The 16403-nt window shown below is 30.9% G+C and carries 19 protein-coding genes; 1 reads left to right on the forward strand and 18 read right to left on the reverse strand.

Features of this window, described 5'->3' with window-relative positions:
* Nucleotides 1-116: 116 nt before the first annotated feature.
* Nucleotides 117-1016 carry a lytic transglycosylase domain-containing protein gene (locus ODR02_RS23340; RefSeq protein ID WP_309513723.1) on the forward strand — a complete coding sequence of 300 codons (900 nt, stop codon included), beginning with the start codon at nucleotides 117-119 and terminating at the stop codon, nucleotides 1014-1016.
* A 256-nt stretch (nucleotides 1017-1272) separates the two neighbouring features.
* Here the strand turns inward: ODR02_RS23340 and ODR02_RS23345 are convergent, their stop codons facing one another.
* The 18 genes from ODR02_RS23345 to ODR02_RS23430 all read right to left on the reverse strand — a co-directional run bounded on the left by ODR02_RS23345 (nucleotide 1273) and on the right by ODR02_RS23430 (nucleotide 16185).
* A complete protein-coding gene (locus tag ODR02_RS23345; RefSeq protein WP_309513724.1) occupies nucleotides 1273-2742 on the reverse strand; it encodes a TraQ conjugal transfer family protein in 1470 nt (489 codons plus the stop codon).
* 13 nt (nucleotides 2743-2755) lie between these two features.
* The gene (locus ODR02_RS23350; protein ID WP_309513725.1) at nucleotides 2756-3337 is read right to left on the reverse strand and encodes a hypothetical protein; all 582 of its coding nucleotides are present in this window, start codon (nucleotides 3335-3337) and stop codon (nucleotides 2756-2758) included.
* A gap of 11 nt (nucleotides 3338-3348) precedes the next feature.
* Nucleotides 3349-4023, reverse strand: a complete 675-nt coding sequence (locus ODR02_RS23355) for a DUF4138 domain-containing protein (RefSeq protein ID WP_309513726.1) — start codon at nucleotides 4021-4023, stop codon at nucleotides 3349-3351.
* A 12-nt stretch (nucleotides 4024-4035) separates the two neighbouring features.
* Nucleotides 4036-5037 carry a conjugative transposon protein TraM gene (gene traM, locus ODR02_RS23360; protein ID WP_309513727.1) on the reverse strand — a complete coding sequence of 334 codons (1002 nt, stop codon included), beginning with the start codon at nucleotides 5035-5037 and terminating at the stop codon, nucleotides 4036-4038.
* Between the two features lie 5 nt (nucleotides 5038-5042).
* Nucleotides 5043-5747: a hypothetical protein gene (locus ODR02_RS23365; protein WP_309513728.1), complete on the reverse strand. Its 705-nt coding sequence runs from the start codon at nucleotides 5745-5747 to the stop codon at nucleotides 5043-5045.
* A 1-nt stretch (nucleotide 5748) separates the two neighbouring features.
* On the reverse strand, nucleotides 5749-6525 hold the full coding sequence (locus tag ODR02_RS23370) for a hypothetical protein (RefSeq protein ID WP_309513729.1): 777 nt from the start codon (nucleotides 6523-6525) through the stop codon (nucleotides 5749-5751).
* A 3-nt stretch (nucleotides 6526-6528) separates the two neighbouring features.
* Nucleotides 6529-7128 carry a hypothetical protein gene (locus ODR02_RS23375; protein ID WP_309513730.1) on the reverse strand — a complete coding sequence of 200 codons (600 nt, stop codon included), beginning with the start codon at nucleotides 7126-7128 and terminating at the stop codon, nucleotides 6529-6531.
* Nucleotides 7109-9544, reverse strand: a complete 2436-nt coding sequence (locus ODR02_RS23380) for a VirB4 family type IV secretion system protein (protein ID WP_309513731.1) — start codon at nucleotides 9542-9544, stop codon at nucleotides 7109-7111. Before ODR02_RS23380 ends, ODR02_RS23375 begins: the two co-directional genes overlap by 20 nt.
* On the reverse strand, nucleotides 9544-9846 hold the full coding sequence (locus ODR02_RS23385; RefSeq protein WP_309513732.1) for a hypothetical protein: 303 nt from the start codon (nucleotides 9844-9846) through the stop codon (nucleotides 9544-9546). The genes ODR02_RS23380 and ODR02_RS23385 overlap by 1 nt, the downstream gene beginning before the upstream one ends.
* On the reverse strand, nucleotides 9846-10172 hold the full coding sequence (locus ODR02_RS23390) for a hypothetical protein (RefSeq protein ID WP_309513733.1): 327 nt from the start codon (nucleotides 10170-10172) through the stop codon (nucleotides 9846-9848). The genes ODR02_RS23385 and ODR02_RS23390 overlap by 1 nt, the downstream gene beginning before the upstream one ends.
* Nucleotides 10173-10285: 113 nt before the next feature.
* Nucleotides 10286-11893 carry a type IV secretory system conjugative DNA transfer family protein gene (locus tag ODR02_RS23395; protein ID WP_309513734.1) on the reverse strand — a complete coding sequence of 536 codons (1608 nt, stop codon included), beginning with the start codon at nucleotides 11891-11893 and terminating at the stop codon, nucleotides 10286-10288.
* Between the two features lie 10 nt (nucleotides 11894-11903).
* The gene (locus ODR02_RS23400; protein WP_309513735.1) at nucleotides 11904-13559 is read right to left on the reverse strand and encodes a DUF5712 family protein; all 1656 of its coding nucleotides are present in this window, start codon (nucleotides 13557-13559) and stop codon (nucleotides 11904-11906) included.
* Nucleotides 13550-14098 (reverse strand): BfmA/BtgA family mobilization protein, encoded by a 549-nt coding sequence (locus ODR02_RS23405; RefSeq protein ID WP_309513736.1) that lies wholly within the window; start codon nucleotides 14096-14098, stop codon nucleotides 13550-13552. Before ODR02_RS23405 ends, ODR02_RS23400 begins: the two co-directional genes overlap by 10 nt.
* A 508-nt stretch (nucleotides 14099-14606) precedes the next feature.
* Nucleotides 14607-14909: a hypothetical protein gene (locus ODR02_RS23410; protein WP_309513737.1), complete on the reverse strand. Its 303-nt coding sequence runs from the start codon at nucleotides 14907-14909 to the stop codon at nucleotides 14607-14609.
* Nucleotides 14910-14957: 48 nt separating this feature from the next.
* The gene (locus ODR02_RS23415) at nucleotides 14958-15200 is read right to left on the reverse strand and encodes a helix-turn-helix domain-containing protein (RefSeq protein ID WP_309513738.1); all 243 of its coding nucleotides are present in this window, start codon (nucleotides 15198-15200) and stop codon (nucleotides 14958-14960) included.
* Nucleotides 15201-15358: 158 nt separating this feature from the next.
* Nucleotides 15359-15739 carry a DUF6876 family protein gene (locus ODR02_RS23420; RefSeq protein ID WP_309513739.1) on the reverse strand — a complete coding sequence of 127 codons (381 nt, stop codon included), beginning with the start codon at nucleotides 15737-15739 and terminating at the stop codon, nucleotides 15359-15361.
* On the reverse strand, nucleotides 15732-15932 hold the full coding sequence (locus ODR02_RS23425; RefSeq protein ID WP_309513740.1) for a hypothetical protein: 201 nt from the start codon (nucleotides 15930-15932) through the stop codon (nucleotides 15732-15734). Before ODR02_RS23425 ends, ODR02_RS23420 begins: the two co-directional genes overlap by 8 nt.
* Nucleotides 15919-16185, reverse strand: a complete 267-nt coding sequence (locus ODR02_RS23430) for a hypothetical protein (protein ID WP_309513741.1) — start codon at nucleotides 16183-16185, stop codon at nucleotides 15919-15921. Before ODR02_RS23430 ends, ODR02_RS23425 begins: the two co-directional genes overlap by 14 nt.
* Nucleotides 16186-16403 lie beyond the last annotated feature (218 nt).

Consider the following 16403-nt stretch of genomic DNA (forward strand, 5'->3'; position numbering starts at 1 on the left):
ATAAACACGGAGTGTTTGACTATAATAAAACTGCAAAATATCTTTAAATAATTGCACCATAAGTGGATAAATAGGTATATTATTTGTACTTTTGAGAATGTAAAACACGATCTATAATGCATTTTAATTTCCTTAAAAAAACTCTTATTCTTTCTTTTATTGCCTTTATTCCTTCTGGACTTTTGGCGCAGGAGACTTATATTAAGTATAATCAGGAGTACATTAAAAGTTTGGGCGAAGATCAGGACATAGACGAAAATTTGCATCTTGACACATTTAAACAAAGATTTGCATTTTTAAATGAAAATACTCCATTAAACATTGATTATAACGACATTACTTATAGTTATACAAAAAAATTTTTATCCTATAAATGGTACAGTAAAATTATAGGACTTTCAACGTATTACTTTCCTCTTTTTGAATCTAAGTTAGCTCAATATGGAATGCCTTTAGAACTGAAGTATTTAGCATGTGTAGAAAGTGCTTTAAATCCGCGTGCTGGTTCATGGGCTGGGGCAAAAGGTTTGTGGCAATTTATGCCCGCAACAGGCGGTCAGTATGGCATTAAACAGAACGATTATGTAAATATTTTTTACGATCCGGTAGGAAATACAGATTCAGCTGTAAGATATTTGAGAGATTTATATAAAGAATTAGGTGATTGGAATCTCGCAATTTCTGCCTATAACTGTGGCGCTGGAAATGTGCGAAAAGCTATTAGAAAAGCAGGGACAAAAAATTATTGGAAGGTTCGCCCATATCTACCAAAAGAAACTCAAGCTTATGTGCCTTCTTTTATTGCAGTAAACTATCTTTTTAATTTTTACAAAGAACATAATATTAGACCTCAATACTTTAAACATAGCTTTCTTGATCTTAAAATGATAAGAATAAAAGAACCCACTACTTTAGAAGCTTTAGGGAAATCTTTTGATTACAATATCCTAAAATTTGCAAATCCTCAATTCCTAACTAATGTAGTTCCAGCTGGATCAATAGTATATGTAAGATAAAAGTAAACAGCCGGATTTATCCGGCTGTCGTACATAGTAATTTATCTTTCTTTTACAATGAAAAGATTAAAGACCCTACAAAGGTAAGCGATAATAAATAATTTTCTATCTTTGCATTATTAATAATAATGCGTATTAATAATAGGCGCATCATTTTTTAATAGTTTGAATTACAGAGACCGGTTGTTTAGTAGCTCCGGTCTTTTTTGTGCAAAAAAAAGTCTCCTTTATGGAGACTCTTACTAAATAAATAATATTATAATTGGCTGAAGCTAACCGGAACTGTTACAGAACTCTGTATTGTTTGTCCGGAATTTGTAAATACTTCAATTTTTAGAGTTCCACTGGTTGGCGGGTTCGGGATGTTTCCAGTTAAAGCGTAAGTCTGCCATAAAACTTGACCTGTCTGGAAGCCTTGCCCTTGAATATCAATACTTGCTCCATTTACATTTTCTGTAAACTCATATGAATAAGGAGTAGATCCGTGATTCCAAGATACAGTATATTTCACATTGGTGATTAGTGTGCTTCCCCCTGCTTGTGCTTTCACTGTTCTATTAAAGCCCATTAAATACATTCTCATTAAAGCACCTGAAGTCTGAAACTTAAGATCTATACTTCCTGCAATGTTACCAACAAATTGGACAGCAGGGGCAACAGTAATGTTAAATGTCTTTACAGCAGATTCATTTCCATATTCATCTTTAGCCTGAAAGTTAAGAGTATATGTACCCTGTTCAACTGCATTGAAGTTAATAGTAATTGTACCATTCGTTCCCAGAGCATAAGGAACATATGCATTATTGGTTGTTTGAATTGCATTTGGGTTGTTATTACTTGATGAAGAAATCCAAGTTCTGTAACTGATAGCATTTGAATTATTAGGAGTATCAGGAGACTTTTTAATGATACCTGATAAGCTCATTTGCGTATTAGGGGTAACATTTAATGCACTCGGATTTAAACTTTCAATAACAATCTGTCTTGCCTGAATTGTCTGCTGAATCTCATAATCCTTATTAACAGTTGCGTTACTAATGGTGTAACGGAGTGCAACTTGTCCGGCTACATTCGTCTTTAAAATAGTTGTAAAACTATTTATATTGTTAATTGGATATTCAACTCCTAACTGTGCTGGAACACCATTAAATTTAATTTCACCGTTATACTCTGTAAATTTAATTTTAAATCCATTTGATGGAGTATTAGCATTAGGCGTAATCTTCATTGAGTAAACGGCTTCGTCCGCCTGCCATATTGGAGCTGAACCTCCTACATAAGTATGTGCAAATTCACTTACACCATATTTTAGGGAAAATTGTTCCTCTTTTGATGCTCCTTTATCATTTTTCACACTGATTTTCAAATTGTGATCTCCGGAAGCGTTCCCTGTGTATTCAAAAATATTATCTTTCTTAGAAAACTTATATTCTTTATTAGCTTCTAAAACTTCTCCATTAAGCTTTAGAATACCATTCATATTGGTAGTAAACTTAAAAGTAGTTTCCACCGTTTCAAAGTTGTAATTTGGCTTAATATTAAACTTGATCTGATTGATCTCACCGACTGCCTTTTCAATGAAAAAATCATCCCTTTCTATGGTAAACCCAAATTGCCCGCCATTAGTTCCATTCTCCCAGTCTCCATCCTCTGAACATGATTGAATAGTAAATGTGATTGCTACGATTGCAAATAATACTGTAAATAAATTTAAAAACTTTTTCATAATTGTATTTTGTTTAGTTGATGTAATATTTTAAGCCTCCGAAAATTCCGTAGTTTGATTTAGAAAATTTAGTTTGTAAATCATAAAATTGCGTGTAATTAGCAATAAGAGAAAGCCTTCTCACTAAAACTAATTCTAGTTCAGCTGAACCGCTTAATCCATATGTAAAGCCTTTTACTTTAGCAGGAATCTGCGCATTATAAAGAGGGTCTCTTTCGTCTCCGTTGTTTACCTTCTCATATCCTGCGAATGCACCTCCATAAAGATTTAAAAATAATGGGTAAAGCCCTTCATAACTGTAACCTGCTGAAATATTTAACCCATATCTTTCATAAGGTAAATATTGCCCTCCTGTATAAGAAACATTATTTTTCATGTAGAAAAGTTCTGCTTTTCCTAAGAAGCCCTTATCTCCAAAAACATGATTATAACCTGCGATAGCCATAAAGGAATTACCTTTAACAGTGTCTTTATCCTTTGAATTAGGCATATATCCGTACTGTGCATGAATTCCTGATTGTCCTGATCTTCTTCCTTGTGCTTGCACTACAAATGTGATTAAAAGTAATGCTAATACTAAAATTCTGTTTTTCATAATTCGTGTCATTATTTAATGTATTCTGCTCCTAAAATATATTGCGGTTTTACCTCTAACGTTAAATTCCTTTCCCCATCATTTTCATTGATTACCGCATTTAAAGTCTTGTTTTCAGCTATGGTAAATTTATCGAAGACGAAAACTATTTTAGAGGTGGATTTTTTTGATATGGTTTCCGGCTGATTACTCCAGATAGGAATAAATAATTTTTCTTCAGTATCAATAGCCTTGCTTTTCTTTTTTGCTGGGCTTGTGATGAAAGAAACATTTTGAATATCATAATTGATATTAGACCTGTTCGATACTTCAATCATAACAAAAATTTTCCCATTTGCTGAGTAAACGCCCTTTACAAAGCCTTCCACCCCACGGACTAAAAATGAATTTCTGTTATTGATCCATCCTTTATGTTGTAAGATTTTCTCAGCTGTTTTTTCGTAGTCAGCTTTTTCCTGTACTACTTCAGCTTTAGGAGCTTCAACCACTTCCGGAACCGGAGTAGAATTTACAACCTCCGGGGCTTTTTCAATTACTTCAGGTTTTACTTCTTCAGTGGGCTTTACTGAAGTTTTTTTCTGAGTGTAAGTTTTCTTTACAGGTTTTCTGTAAACTTTTTTCTTTGTGTGCTGTGCGTAGCTAATGAAGCTACTTAACACAAACATTGTGATTAAAAATCTTTTCATTTTGTTAAGGTTTTAATTATAAATTACTATTTGTACTTCTATGTTATTTGATAATGCAACTTTATCAGAGTTGGTTCTTGCTGATCCTGATCCTGAAACTCTTCTTATTATTCCGCCAACTATTGGGATTCTGCCTACTTGATTAACAGCTTCATCTTTTACAATTCCGGCTCCATCAATATCAGAGCTTTCTCCTGCTGAAATTGGAAGGCCATCATCCCCATCAAATCCAATGATCTTTCCATTTACAGGATAAGTTTTGCCATTAGCCTTGATCGAATTTATTTTAGCATAAAGGCGATCTCTTTCCATTTTAATTGTTCCGGATGCATAAGACTTCCCTTTCACGATCTGCTCTCCATTTAATGAGAAAGTTTCTAAGAGAACAAATGATATACTTTTATTATTAACGGCATATCCTTGTGAAATTAACTTCGCTTTGGCTTGTGCTACCTGAGTACTTTTTTTCTCTACTGGCTGAGAATAGCTTTGTACTGGCTGGCTGTAGTTAGGCTCTAAAACTGTTTCAAACTTTGGCGGATCTGCTGATCTTGTTGGCTCTGGGTTCTTCTTCTTACTGTTATAACCTATCCTACTATTTGCAGGTTCTTTATTCTCCCACATGCTGTAATCCCCATATACATTATGCGAATTTTTTGGGGTGGATGGCGCAGGAGTACTCTGTTGATAATAATTAGATTTTGGTGGAGTTCCTACACCGTAAATATTCTCAATTTGAGCATTATATTGCGCTGTATTATCTTTCACCCTGATACTATCTAAATTTTTATTCCCTCTATAATCATTTTCATTTCCACCATTAATATCTATCATGTCTTTTACTGTAAGATTATCCTGACTGCTCAGGATTGGTGGTTTTCCTCCTTCTTCTTCTTCAGAAGAACCTGAAGCTTTACTTACTACATAGATAATAGCTAGAATAATGATAAGAACTGCTCCACCAATGCAACTGAAAATAATTACTTTTCCTTTATTATTCTTTTCTACTTTCATATAAATTATTTTATTGTATCTACTCTCTGCATAGCATCCATTTTAACCTCCTTTACTTCTTCTTTATTGGGTTCTGTTGGCATATCTTGGTATTCTTGCAGATAATCATAAATGATCATTCCTTGCGGATTGTTAGGGAAATTAGGATTTGAATATCTTATATTTCCTTTTCCTACTATTTTGGTAGTAATAGTTCTACTCCCATCTGTTACGGAGAGTTCTCCCTCTGCTTCAAATGTAAAAGGCTCTGTTTTACCTTCTAAAACTGTTAGCTTATTAAACTTAGCCCTATAAATATATCCGCTTTGTAATGCGTCATTATACGCCCCCTGTCTATTATAAGAATTGAAGATTCGATCAGCACTTTTTTTGTCTACTAAAAACAATGCTCTAGCCTGATTTTCTTTGATTGAATTTCTATCGAAAGAATTAAGGTAAAACATAGCATTAGCAAGATGCGCCTGAATTGTTGATACTCTTACCTCTTCTTCCCTTCTGAGATCGCTTTGAATTACTCTGCCGGTACTGTCAATAACTTTCATTTTATTGGCAGATTCAGCTTGTAGTAATGCTGATATAATAAGTGCTGTGAGTCCGAAAATTACACTTCCTACAGTGATTAACCACATAGCAAGCCTTCCATTTCTTTTACCTTCTACAACATCATCGTAGCCTTTTAGGATTGGTGATTTCTCTTTGTTATTTTTCATATTAAGACATTGAAGATGATAAAAACTTGTGAACAGCTCCGTAACCCATTATCTTTAAAAATACCATCATAATGATAATTCCTAGTTCTACATTAGACTGAAAGAAAGTTTCTCTTATCAGATCAATAAATGTGGTTACAAATAAAAATCCTGGTATTAACAGATAACAGATCATCATGTTCTTTACCCAGCCTTCAAAATATTTTCTTGTTGGTTCATATATGTTACAGGCTATTGCTATTCCAGCTACCATTTTAAGCATTCCTAAAAATATAAACCTGTATACCAAGGCAAAACCGTAGGACCACTGATCAACTAGAATAAGAAAAGGCTTTATTATACATATTCCGAAAAATTCAACACTTTTCCAAAAAGCATAAGCAATATCTTTTACACTAAAAATGTTCAGGCTCTCATCTTCATTAAAAAAGTTAGATAATTCTTTTTTAGCATTTTCTACAAATCCTTGTGGTTCACTTCCTAATTGATCCATTAAAGACCCCTGAACAAAGCCGAAAATAGTTTCTACCAGAGGAATAGCAATAGGCATAAAAAGAATTAGTGCTACTGTCTGAACATTATCTCTTAATAATCTTAGAATGGCAACATAATCTACTTGGTTGTTTGTAACATCCTCCTTTATCGTTCTAATGATATTAAAAATGGCGAACATTAAGCCTAATCCAATTGCCAGAGCAATCATTTCTGCATGATCAAGTACTATCGCTGTATACGCTTTCTCAACCCTTGCATAATCTAATACTTGTAAATCTTCCATGTATTACCTTTTCATATTATAAATTCCCATTGCCCAAGCATACTTTTCCGCCTTTCCTTTTACCATATCATACTGCGCCATAGCTTCCTCAGTATCTTCCTTATATTGGCGTAAAAGCTGTAAACGATCAGCATCCCCCATATTGAAAACTCCGGAAGACAATATTTTTGAAACTTCATTAATATTGTTCTGAGTTCCCTGTAAGATCTGATTTGTTGATTTTGTAGTATATAAAACAACCTCCATATTTACATTTCTTGAATACATATTTTTTAACTGGATGCAATTATTATAAATCTGAGCTTGTCTTTTTGCTATATCTTTTAAAGTCTGAACATTTTGTAAATTTGAATTTACCTGCTCTAAATAATCAAGATTTTTTTTGATCGTCTCTTTCATACCCTGAAGCTTTTGTCCCTGTGCTTGTGCTTCCTGTAGTTGTTTAAGCATGGCAGCTTGTCTCTCTCTATTCGCTAAATCATTATTAACGTCTTCTACTAAAGTTACCCCCACCTGTGCCACTATGGAAATACTTCCTAAGAGAAGCATTATAAGAACAGCTCTCTTACCTTTTTTTGAAAGATTAAAAACTTCTTTTTTCATATTCTAATTTTTTTATTTTGTTTTCGATTGTTTGAATCATATTTCCTGTGATAGCAAGATCATCATTAAGTTCTTTCCATAATGCCCCATCTGTTTGGAATGATAAAAGAGCTGGCTTGCTTAACTCCAATCTTGTAACCATACTATAATCATCTATCTTGATGAACTGTTCCGTATATCCATATTTAGCTTTTTTATTACTCTTCAGGGATTTCATTAGATAAAGATCATGTTTAGAAAACTTGAATACTTCGGCAATCTTTATATAACCTGCTTCTGAAGTTGGAAGAATGTAAACAATCTGAGTATTTGCTATAATTCCTTGAGTATAGTTGTTATCAGGCAACTGCCCCATATCTTGAATAATAATATTTACTGATCCATTTTCCTTTCTAATTTTTTGATAAAGAACGGCTACCGTCTGCATTACTTCTTCCCCTGTATATAAATCTCTTATAGCGCCTGTTTCTGCAAATTCATCAAAATATAGCGCTCCTCTTTTACTTCGATCTTCTAGGATATTAGAGTTAATTGTCTCCTGTAGTATTAGTAAGATAAGGGTAACTAAAAAAGGATCTGTTTTAATTTTGGTAAGTTCAAAAACTACAAATTGTGTGTCCTTAATAATCTTTGTAGTCTCTTCACTTTCTTTAAATATATTTTCATACTTTCCACCTTCTGTGAACTCAGAACATATATGCTTAAAGCTTTTAAGATCAAAATATTCCTTGTCTATATCTAATTTATTTAAAAGATCTTCTCCACCTGTAACAACAAAATTGTAAAAGTCCGGATAGCTGAACCCAAATTTCCTTTGGTTATAATACTCTTTTATCAACTTATTGACAGAAACCCCAATATGTGCATTTTGCATATTTTCTTTAACTCTCCATGTTTTTAAAACAATGGACTGTAAAAGATCAAGTTTCTCATTTGTTAATCCTTGTTCTGTTAAAATAAAAGGATTAATCCCTAAAGGTTGATCAGAGTTATAACTTATATGCTTAGATATTTCAGGATATAAATTTGTTATAAATTTAAAAGACTGCCCGAACTCTACAACCACAACATTAATACCTTGTGAAAGTTGCTGTGTGACAATGTTAAGTGCCTGCACTGACTTTCCTCCCCCTGTTTGCGCTACCGTAATAGTATTTCTTGCGCTTATCCGTTTTCCTTCAACATCCCAATTATCTATTTTTAATGGAAGCTGGAACATTCTATCATTAAAAAATACACCTTCTTCATCACTTTTTGGAACTGTTGTATTAGTCCATAAGCATAATGCTTGTTTTAGATGGGTAATGAAATAATTATCAATATGCATTGAAGATTGCCTTCCGATAATAGAACCTAAGAAAATATCTTTAAAAACTTCCTTTTCTGGCTTATAAAAATTAATAGAGTTCTCATTTAGTAACCTTTTTACAGTGCTTCTAGCTTTTTCAAATTCATCTTTATCCTTATCGAAAACTATTAAATTATAATGAGCTTTTACTAAAAGTTTATCACTTCCCTGATCCGCTATACTTTTTAAAAGATCTTCAAACTGCTTGAATTTTGAATTATTTCTTTCTGAACCTGTTTTGACCTTTCCGTATTCATCCATCACCATACGAAGTTCATTTTCTACAATCTTATCTCCCTTAAAATAAATTATTTGGTTGTAGATATGATTACAGTTTAGAGTTTCACCCAGCATATCCATTGTACCCTCCCAAACAGTGAAATCTTCTTTAGAAATGGCATCTTTCTTTATATTTGAAATATGATCACCAAAATATTCAGCTTTATTAAAGGAAAAAATATCCAAATAATTTTCTCCTATTTTTTTATCTCTAAAATCAATATCATAGTAGCCTGCGTCTTCAAATCCATTTACATATTGATAAATATGGAACCGAAGATCATTTTCTTCTAAAGGACTTATTTTAGTCCGGTAAATGGTATTAATAATATTACATGACTTATCTACACTATCTGCAAATTCTGAAAGAATTAATCTATCTTCACTTTGAAGCTTTTCACTAAATTGAAAAGGATTAGACAAATAATTTTTACTAAGAGACTTTAAGCCTGTTAATACAAAAGAAAGCACACTATAATGTTTTATCCCTTTTCTTCCAGTAAAATGCTTTCTTAAAGCTTCATCCAGATACAAATCTCCTTTTACAATAGAGGGATCGAAATCCTGCTTTAAATAAACATCTTGCTTATGGATGTAAACATCATTTGGTGTAGTTCTGAACGCAAAAAAAAGATCTTCTAATCTTTGATCGAATTTTTCTTCATCAAGATTGTATTTATCCGGATTTTCCAATATATAAACTAAAGCAATATTGCCGGATTTGGAAAACAGTACATTATTTCCCGAAACTTGTTTGATACTATAAGCTTCTGCCGTCCCTACATTCATTATAAATAGTCTATTAAATTTTTATTAGTAATTATATCAGGACGCTTTTTTATTTTTTTAAAATCTTTTACTGTTGAAATCCATCTAAAAAAGATGAAAATAAAAAAGAACCCGATCAGCCAAAATGCTAAAACTAAAAATCCAAGGGCAATTTTCTTATTAAAAAAGAAGGCTACCATCAATATTACACAAATTACTGTCTCTAATACCTCTGAAGCTACAAGCAACATTATTAATCGTCCTCGAACTCCAAAAACCATTGGGGTTTCTTTCGTCCCTTTAAGATTTGCTTCTGAATACATTAGATCTGAAGTTTAATTGTAACTGCTAATGCAACGATAGCTCCCACAACGATTTCCGCAACAAAAACATATAAAAGAAGCATTCCTACATTAGAAAAACCTCTCATTCTTGTTCCATCATTCCCCTTATCTTCTATGAGTTCAAAATTTCTAATGATTCCTACTATTGCAGCTACTAGAAGAAAAACAATAAAAACCGGAGCTACATAATCCGCTAAAATTTCATTTACTTTTCCTCTAACATTTCCAGCTGCATAACTGAAGTTCGACATTAACACAACTAAAACAAGTGTCAAAAACTTTTTTTCAACGTTAAATCTGTTCATAATTTTTATTTATTTAGTTATACAAAGATAATATTTTTATTTTATTTTTTCCACTATAAGTGGAAAAATATTTCCACTTATAGTGGATTTTTTTCCAATTTTCTTTCTGCTCGTTAAGTAAATACGGTATTTTTAACTTCATCAATAATCCTATTATATTCACTTTCAATATCTTCCTTTGTTAAATTCCTAATGATTGGCATTTCATTAATTGAACCTCCCTTGTAAGGAGCAAAACGAGTATGAAAAGTTTTCACATTTGCATTCTTCGCCTTACCTACAAATTCCCCTGGTTTCAAGCTTCCAAAAAACTCACCATCAAATCGTACTTTCTCCCTTATTGATATAGTTGTAGAACGGCTTTTTCTTCCTCCTCCGGTGGTTACTGATTTCGTCTTTTCATCCTTTTTAGAGAATTGTTTTGCGTAAATATCTATTGCGCCAATATCAGCCGTCCAGCCGTAGAACTGATTAGCCAGATTACTTTCAAAAGAAGCTCTATCCTCTTCTCCATAAAGCTTTTTAAGCTTAGAAGGACTCTGTGTCAACATGACAAAGGCTATTAAATATTCTCTTAATTCTGATGGGTAAGATTCAAGATCAGGAATTGCAAATGTAGTAGCTTCATCAAGGAAAAAGGCGAAAGGAATTTCATTCCCAAAACGTATTTGCTTAACCATCGTAAGGAACATTAAAACCACTAATGGACTAATTGTAGCCCTTGCTACAAAGTGATTTGATATTGCTATACATTTAGGATTTTCCGGATCTAAAGGAGTATACGGAAAATCATTTCCTGATAAAACATAACAACTGTTGACATTAGAAGCAAAATCCCCTATAATATCTGTTACTGTTGTTTTTATACTGGTTCTTGTCTTCCCTTCAGCAGATAGAAAGGAACCTCCATAACCTATTGCCTTATTGTCTATTTTTATGAAATCTTCAATTGCTTCATCATCATTATGCATTATAAAATTACAAATATGTGGTAACGAACAATAATCTGGAAAATGCTTAAAGAAAACCCATGCTACGGCTTTAAAAGTACCTAAAGCCATAGAAAACCACTGATCTTTTTTATAGTCCTTTTTAACCTGACTGGTAAAAAAAACATATGCGAATTCAGGTACTAACTGATCGTCTAAAATAGCAGATGGATGAAAGATGTTAGTTCTGTAGCTTCTTCTTGGATCAAAAAAATCTATATTGTAGATAGGCAAAGAATAATTAATATCATCCTTTATTTTCATTGCTACTTTAGCATAATCACTCTCTTTAGCATCATAAATAAAAAGACCAAAACCATTTCGCATATATTCTTTGAGCAAAGGTTTTCCTACACTGGAAGTCTTTCCTGCTTCAGCACCACCATAAACTAAAAAACCATTATAAGGATTGTTGTACCTGATTTTATTCCCTCCCTCATGCTCCAATTCTATATACATTTTATTATCTTCCTCCTTCACTTTTGGTTTTCCTGAGATAACCTTAATCAATAGCATCAGCCCCAGAACCGGACTTGCCATGTATAAAAAAAATTTTTGGTCCGCAATATTCTTAAACTCCAAAATGCGGAAAACCGCATAATTGACAGCTACGCTCAAACCTAAATTTATCACTATATCTAAAAAGTACTTTTTTGTATACCTTAAAGAGAAAACGATAAAGTCAATGATGAACAAACCTAATACTATCGCTATTATTATAAGTAATTTCATATTTTATTTTTTATAATTCTAATCCTCCTTTAGTAATTGCCTTTTTAATAGAGCTGATTGCTAATTCTTTTGGATTAATCTGATTAATCATACTCTGTAATTTCTCAGCAGGATTTATTTCTTTACTAAATTTATTAATCAAAGTATTTGGATCAAGATTTTTTGTTTTTCCTGTTAATAGTAATTCTCCTGTGCTTTTAAGAGTAGATGCATACATCTTATAAGCTTCTAAAGTATCTACTTTACCTTCTTTATTTACGACCTTCCGGACATCAAGATTATTAGATTTTTGGTTACGCCTGTCCTGAATCATTACAGCGGTTTTATCCTTATCGGGTCGATTATATGCAAACTGTTGATCGAATTTTTCTTCACATCTAATTTTAAAATCAACTCTATTAAATCCGATCTGAACGTCCCTTCCTCCGACTTTATGATCATTCTGTCCCTTTGAATTAGCCATAGGGCTTAATTTCATTTCTTTATCTTTATCATACCTTGAAACCACAATATGAACATGATTTTGAAAACCTTCTTTCTGTAAATTTTCACGTATTACTTCACCGGAAGGGGTTAACCTTAATTCACTTTCTAATAAATCTTTTTCCTGCTTCTTTTGACCTTCAGAAAGATCAGAGTTTTCAACTTTGTTAATCTCCTTTTGTATCTCTCTATTAAAAACAACATCCTTATCTTTATGAGAATATTTTCTCTCTGATTCAATTTTTGCGACGTAAACTAAATCATTTCTATCTAGCTTTTCTCCATTCTTTTTAGTACGATCAAATTGTTCAGCATAAGCTTCCATCACCGAGTGAGTATAGTCTTTCAATTTTATTTCAAACGCTTCTTTTTGCTCCGGAGTTAAATCTTTTGTACTATTAATTAGCTCTACATTTTCTACAATATCGTCTAACAAATGTTTTATCTCATTTTCACTAGGATCAACTGAAAGCATAAAAAATTTAGTGTCATTTTTTTCTAGTCCCTTGCTTTGTTTATCAATTAATTCTATTGCTTCTGCTTTAGTACAGTTATCAAAATTTGAAGTAAAAAAAGTTTTTTCTTTATCCTTTAACTCAGTATTTATTCTTTCTTTTTCGCTTTCTAAAACTGAAATATCTGATTCCATTTTTTTTAATAAAGCTTCTTTTCTTTCAAGATCTTCCTGTAACTTTATATAAGTATCATCATCAAAATCTTTATTATTTAAAATAAATACATCAGAATTTATTTCCTTTTTTAATTGCTCCTTTTCAGCATTTAATTCAAACAATTTATTTTCATTTGTTTGAAGTTCATCCAAAGAAAATTTATTATTTTCTTCATCAAAAGAAATTAGATTATTTTCTTTCAATAATTCTATTTCTGATTCAATTCCTTCTAATTTTTCCTTATAATGATCTAAAAGATCAAGATCATTAGAATCTGGAATATCATTATAACGAAGTTTTTTCATTTTTTCTTCAAGTTCCTTTATACTATTTTCATACTCCAATTTTTCAAGCTCTAACGCATCTAAAGAACCTTCATTTTCTTCTAAAAATTTTTCAGAAATAGTATCTAATAACTCCACATCTTCTTTTGATAAATAGTCCATCAAAGTAGAACTACTTCCTTTATTTCCACCGCCAGATTTAGAAGGCGAATGAACTCCTATAAACATAATTTTTTCATTTTTTTAATAATATCTTCATAATCTATTGAACGAATTTCCACAATAGATGTTCCAGACCTTTGATTAAATTGTTTATTATTTTCAAGCTCATTAATACACTTCAAAACTTCTATTTTAAGATTATCATCATTAGATGAATTTTCAATAATTGGAGTAGTTTTTTCTATAGATATTGCAGATTGTTTTTGAACATTTTGGATTAATTTAGATAAGTCCATGTTCTGTAAAATTTCTAAAATTAAAATCAAACTTTGATCAGTTCTCTGAACATAAGGTAAAAGTTTTTCATTCTCAAATGTTCTAAAAAACTTAACAAAAGTATCTCTTAAATCTGCAATCTGTTCGGGGACTGGTTTTTTAAAATTAGCCGGATCAAGATCATTATTTTCAAAGAAAAGCAACATCTGAAAGATAAGTTCATCATGTGTACTAACCTTCTTTAAAGCTTTTATTTTGTTTAATAATGATAAGGTTTTATTTGTTATTCTGGTAGAAGTAAAACTATCCGGATTCTTCTCTGCATGCATAATATTTATATTTATTTATAACGCTAAGTTACTAATTATTACGGTTTTCCGTATAAAAATTTATATATTTTATAATTTTTTGCATACAAAATACAATTAACTATTTGATAATCAGTTATATAATCAGGGTTTCCCCGATTCCCGCTTGCTCTTCCATAACTGAAAAATTCTTCAAATTTTCCAGCCATGGAAAACCCCGATTCCATCGGGGCAGTTTTCTATGGCGTAATAGTCTGGAAATCCTTCCAGACAAAAGAAAAAAATTTGAAGAATTAAAGCGTTAGGGATTGGAGGATTTGTTTGAAATCCTTTTTTTATGAGGTGTAAACCGAAGTAAAAAAAGATTGAGTCCGGAAAGCCCGACCCTTGTGGGAACGCCTAAAAAAATCCGATTATAGTCGGAAAAAACATCAAAGATATTTTTTAATATAAAACAAAAAGCCTAACACAAATAGTGCTAGGCTGAGAAAAAAAATCCTTTATAGTCGGAAAAAACATCTACAAAATTTTATTCTAAATATTTTACAACTTCTAAAAGATCCTTTCCAAAATCTCCTTCTTTAAGTTTTAGAAACATTCTTTTTTTGTTCAAACTTAATTCAATATTAAAAAGATTTTCTAAATCTTTTTCTACTACAGAAATACTTTTCTCAAAATTTTTGATCTTTTTATTGATCTCTTTCGGTTGATCTTTGGTAACATCTAAATTCTTTAAGTTTTCCTTAATTGAATAAAGTTCTAAAATAATTTTTGTAGCCTTTTCTTTGTCTATAGAATTCAATTCTTCTGCTTGACTTTTTAAATTTTCCATACTTATTTTTTTCAAAAATACAAAAAAAAAATAATCAAAATACATTGATTATTTTTTTTTATTTTTAATTTGTTTTATAAAATCTTTATATCCATCATCATCAAATATTTTATTTAAATCCTCACCTTTATTTTTACAAAAATATAGATATTTGATAAAGAAAGTAATTTTTTTGTCTTTTTCTAGTTTATTAACAGTACTTGTAGAAGTGTCTAATGTGTCCGCAACCTCCTGCATTGTGAGATCATATTTTTTACGGATTTTCGCAAGATTATCGCCTAGTTTTGCCATATTAAAGGATATGTACAAATATAAAAAAATAAAGGGAAACTTTATTATAAAAAACAGTAATGTATAATATCATATTATAAAAAACGTAAAAAAAATACGGGAAACCTGATCAAACTTAATTAAACATAAAAAAATCTGCTCCAAATGGAGCAGATTTTTTAATCTTCTGAAGGTAATAATATAATATTATCTTTTTTTAAAAAAACAAGTTCTTTAAAATAAAAATCAGACAAAGGTATTTCCTGTGTGATCAAAATTTCACCATCATCCAAATTACTAGCAGTTACTTTAAATTCACAATTTTTAACCCTTTCCAGAATCCATTTCTGATATTGTGTATTTTTGAATTTATTCAAATATTGGTAACTACAAATTATATCAGCAAACCAAAAACAATTTTCATTTTCAGCAATTTCTTTAACACCATCTGTTAAATAATGTCCTGTATTATATTGATAATAATTTTCTGTGCCAAAACAATGTCTATAATAGTCGTTAGCTTTTCTTTCTGGGTCTCTATGATCTGTATTTTTATGCATGATGTAAAATTTTTTTATTATAACATTTTTTAATTATTTCCATATATTTTTTTTCTTTCTCAGAAAATTTTCTTTCTCCATCCATATAAAATATTTCGGGGCTAACCCCGAAATATTCTTCTTCAAATTTTTTAAAATCTTTGCTGTATGTGATCAGAAAAAAAGCTTTAACGTAGAACTTAATTTTTTTCATTTTGTTTTTTGTTTTTAGATTTTTTTTGTGCTTTTTCTAGTTCAATTTGTAAATCTCCTGACTTATTATTAATAAGAAAATCTACCGTACCTACTATCATATAGTAATTAGGAATTTCATCGTTTAAAATCATCTCAACTGCTCTTAAATTTGCTTTTTTTCTGGCGTTATCTGATCCAAATTGAAAGCCCATTAGAAATGAAATGCTTAAAAAGACAATTGCTGTAAAAGCAATGGGAAAAAACTTTTTCATAATAGAATTTTTAAAGATTATAATATTTAATTAGTTAATTTAGTTAATATGTATCTACTTTTAGAATTTCGCCAGATTTAGCATTTTTATTTTTTTGTTTTTTTTTGATTAAAATATAATGCTTTTCTTGCCCGTGAAATTTATCGCTTTCTTTTATATAATAGCAGTTTAAAACATCTGAACTTTCAATATTGAAATCTACTATAAGTGTTAATTTT

It is taken from the genome of Chryseobacterium sp. CFS2, assembly GCF_036543225.1.
GTDB classification, from domain to species: domain Bacteria; phylum Bacteroidota; class Bacteroidia; order Flavobacteriales; family Weeksellaceae; genus Chryseobacterium; species Chryseobacterium culicis_A.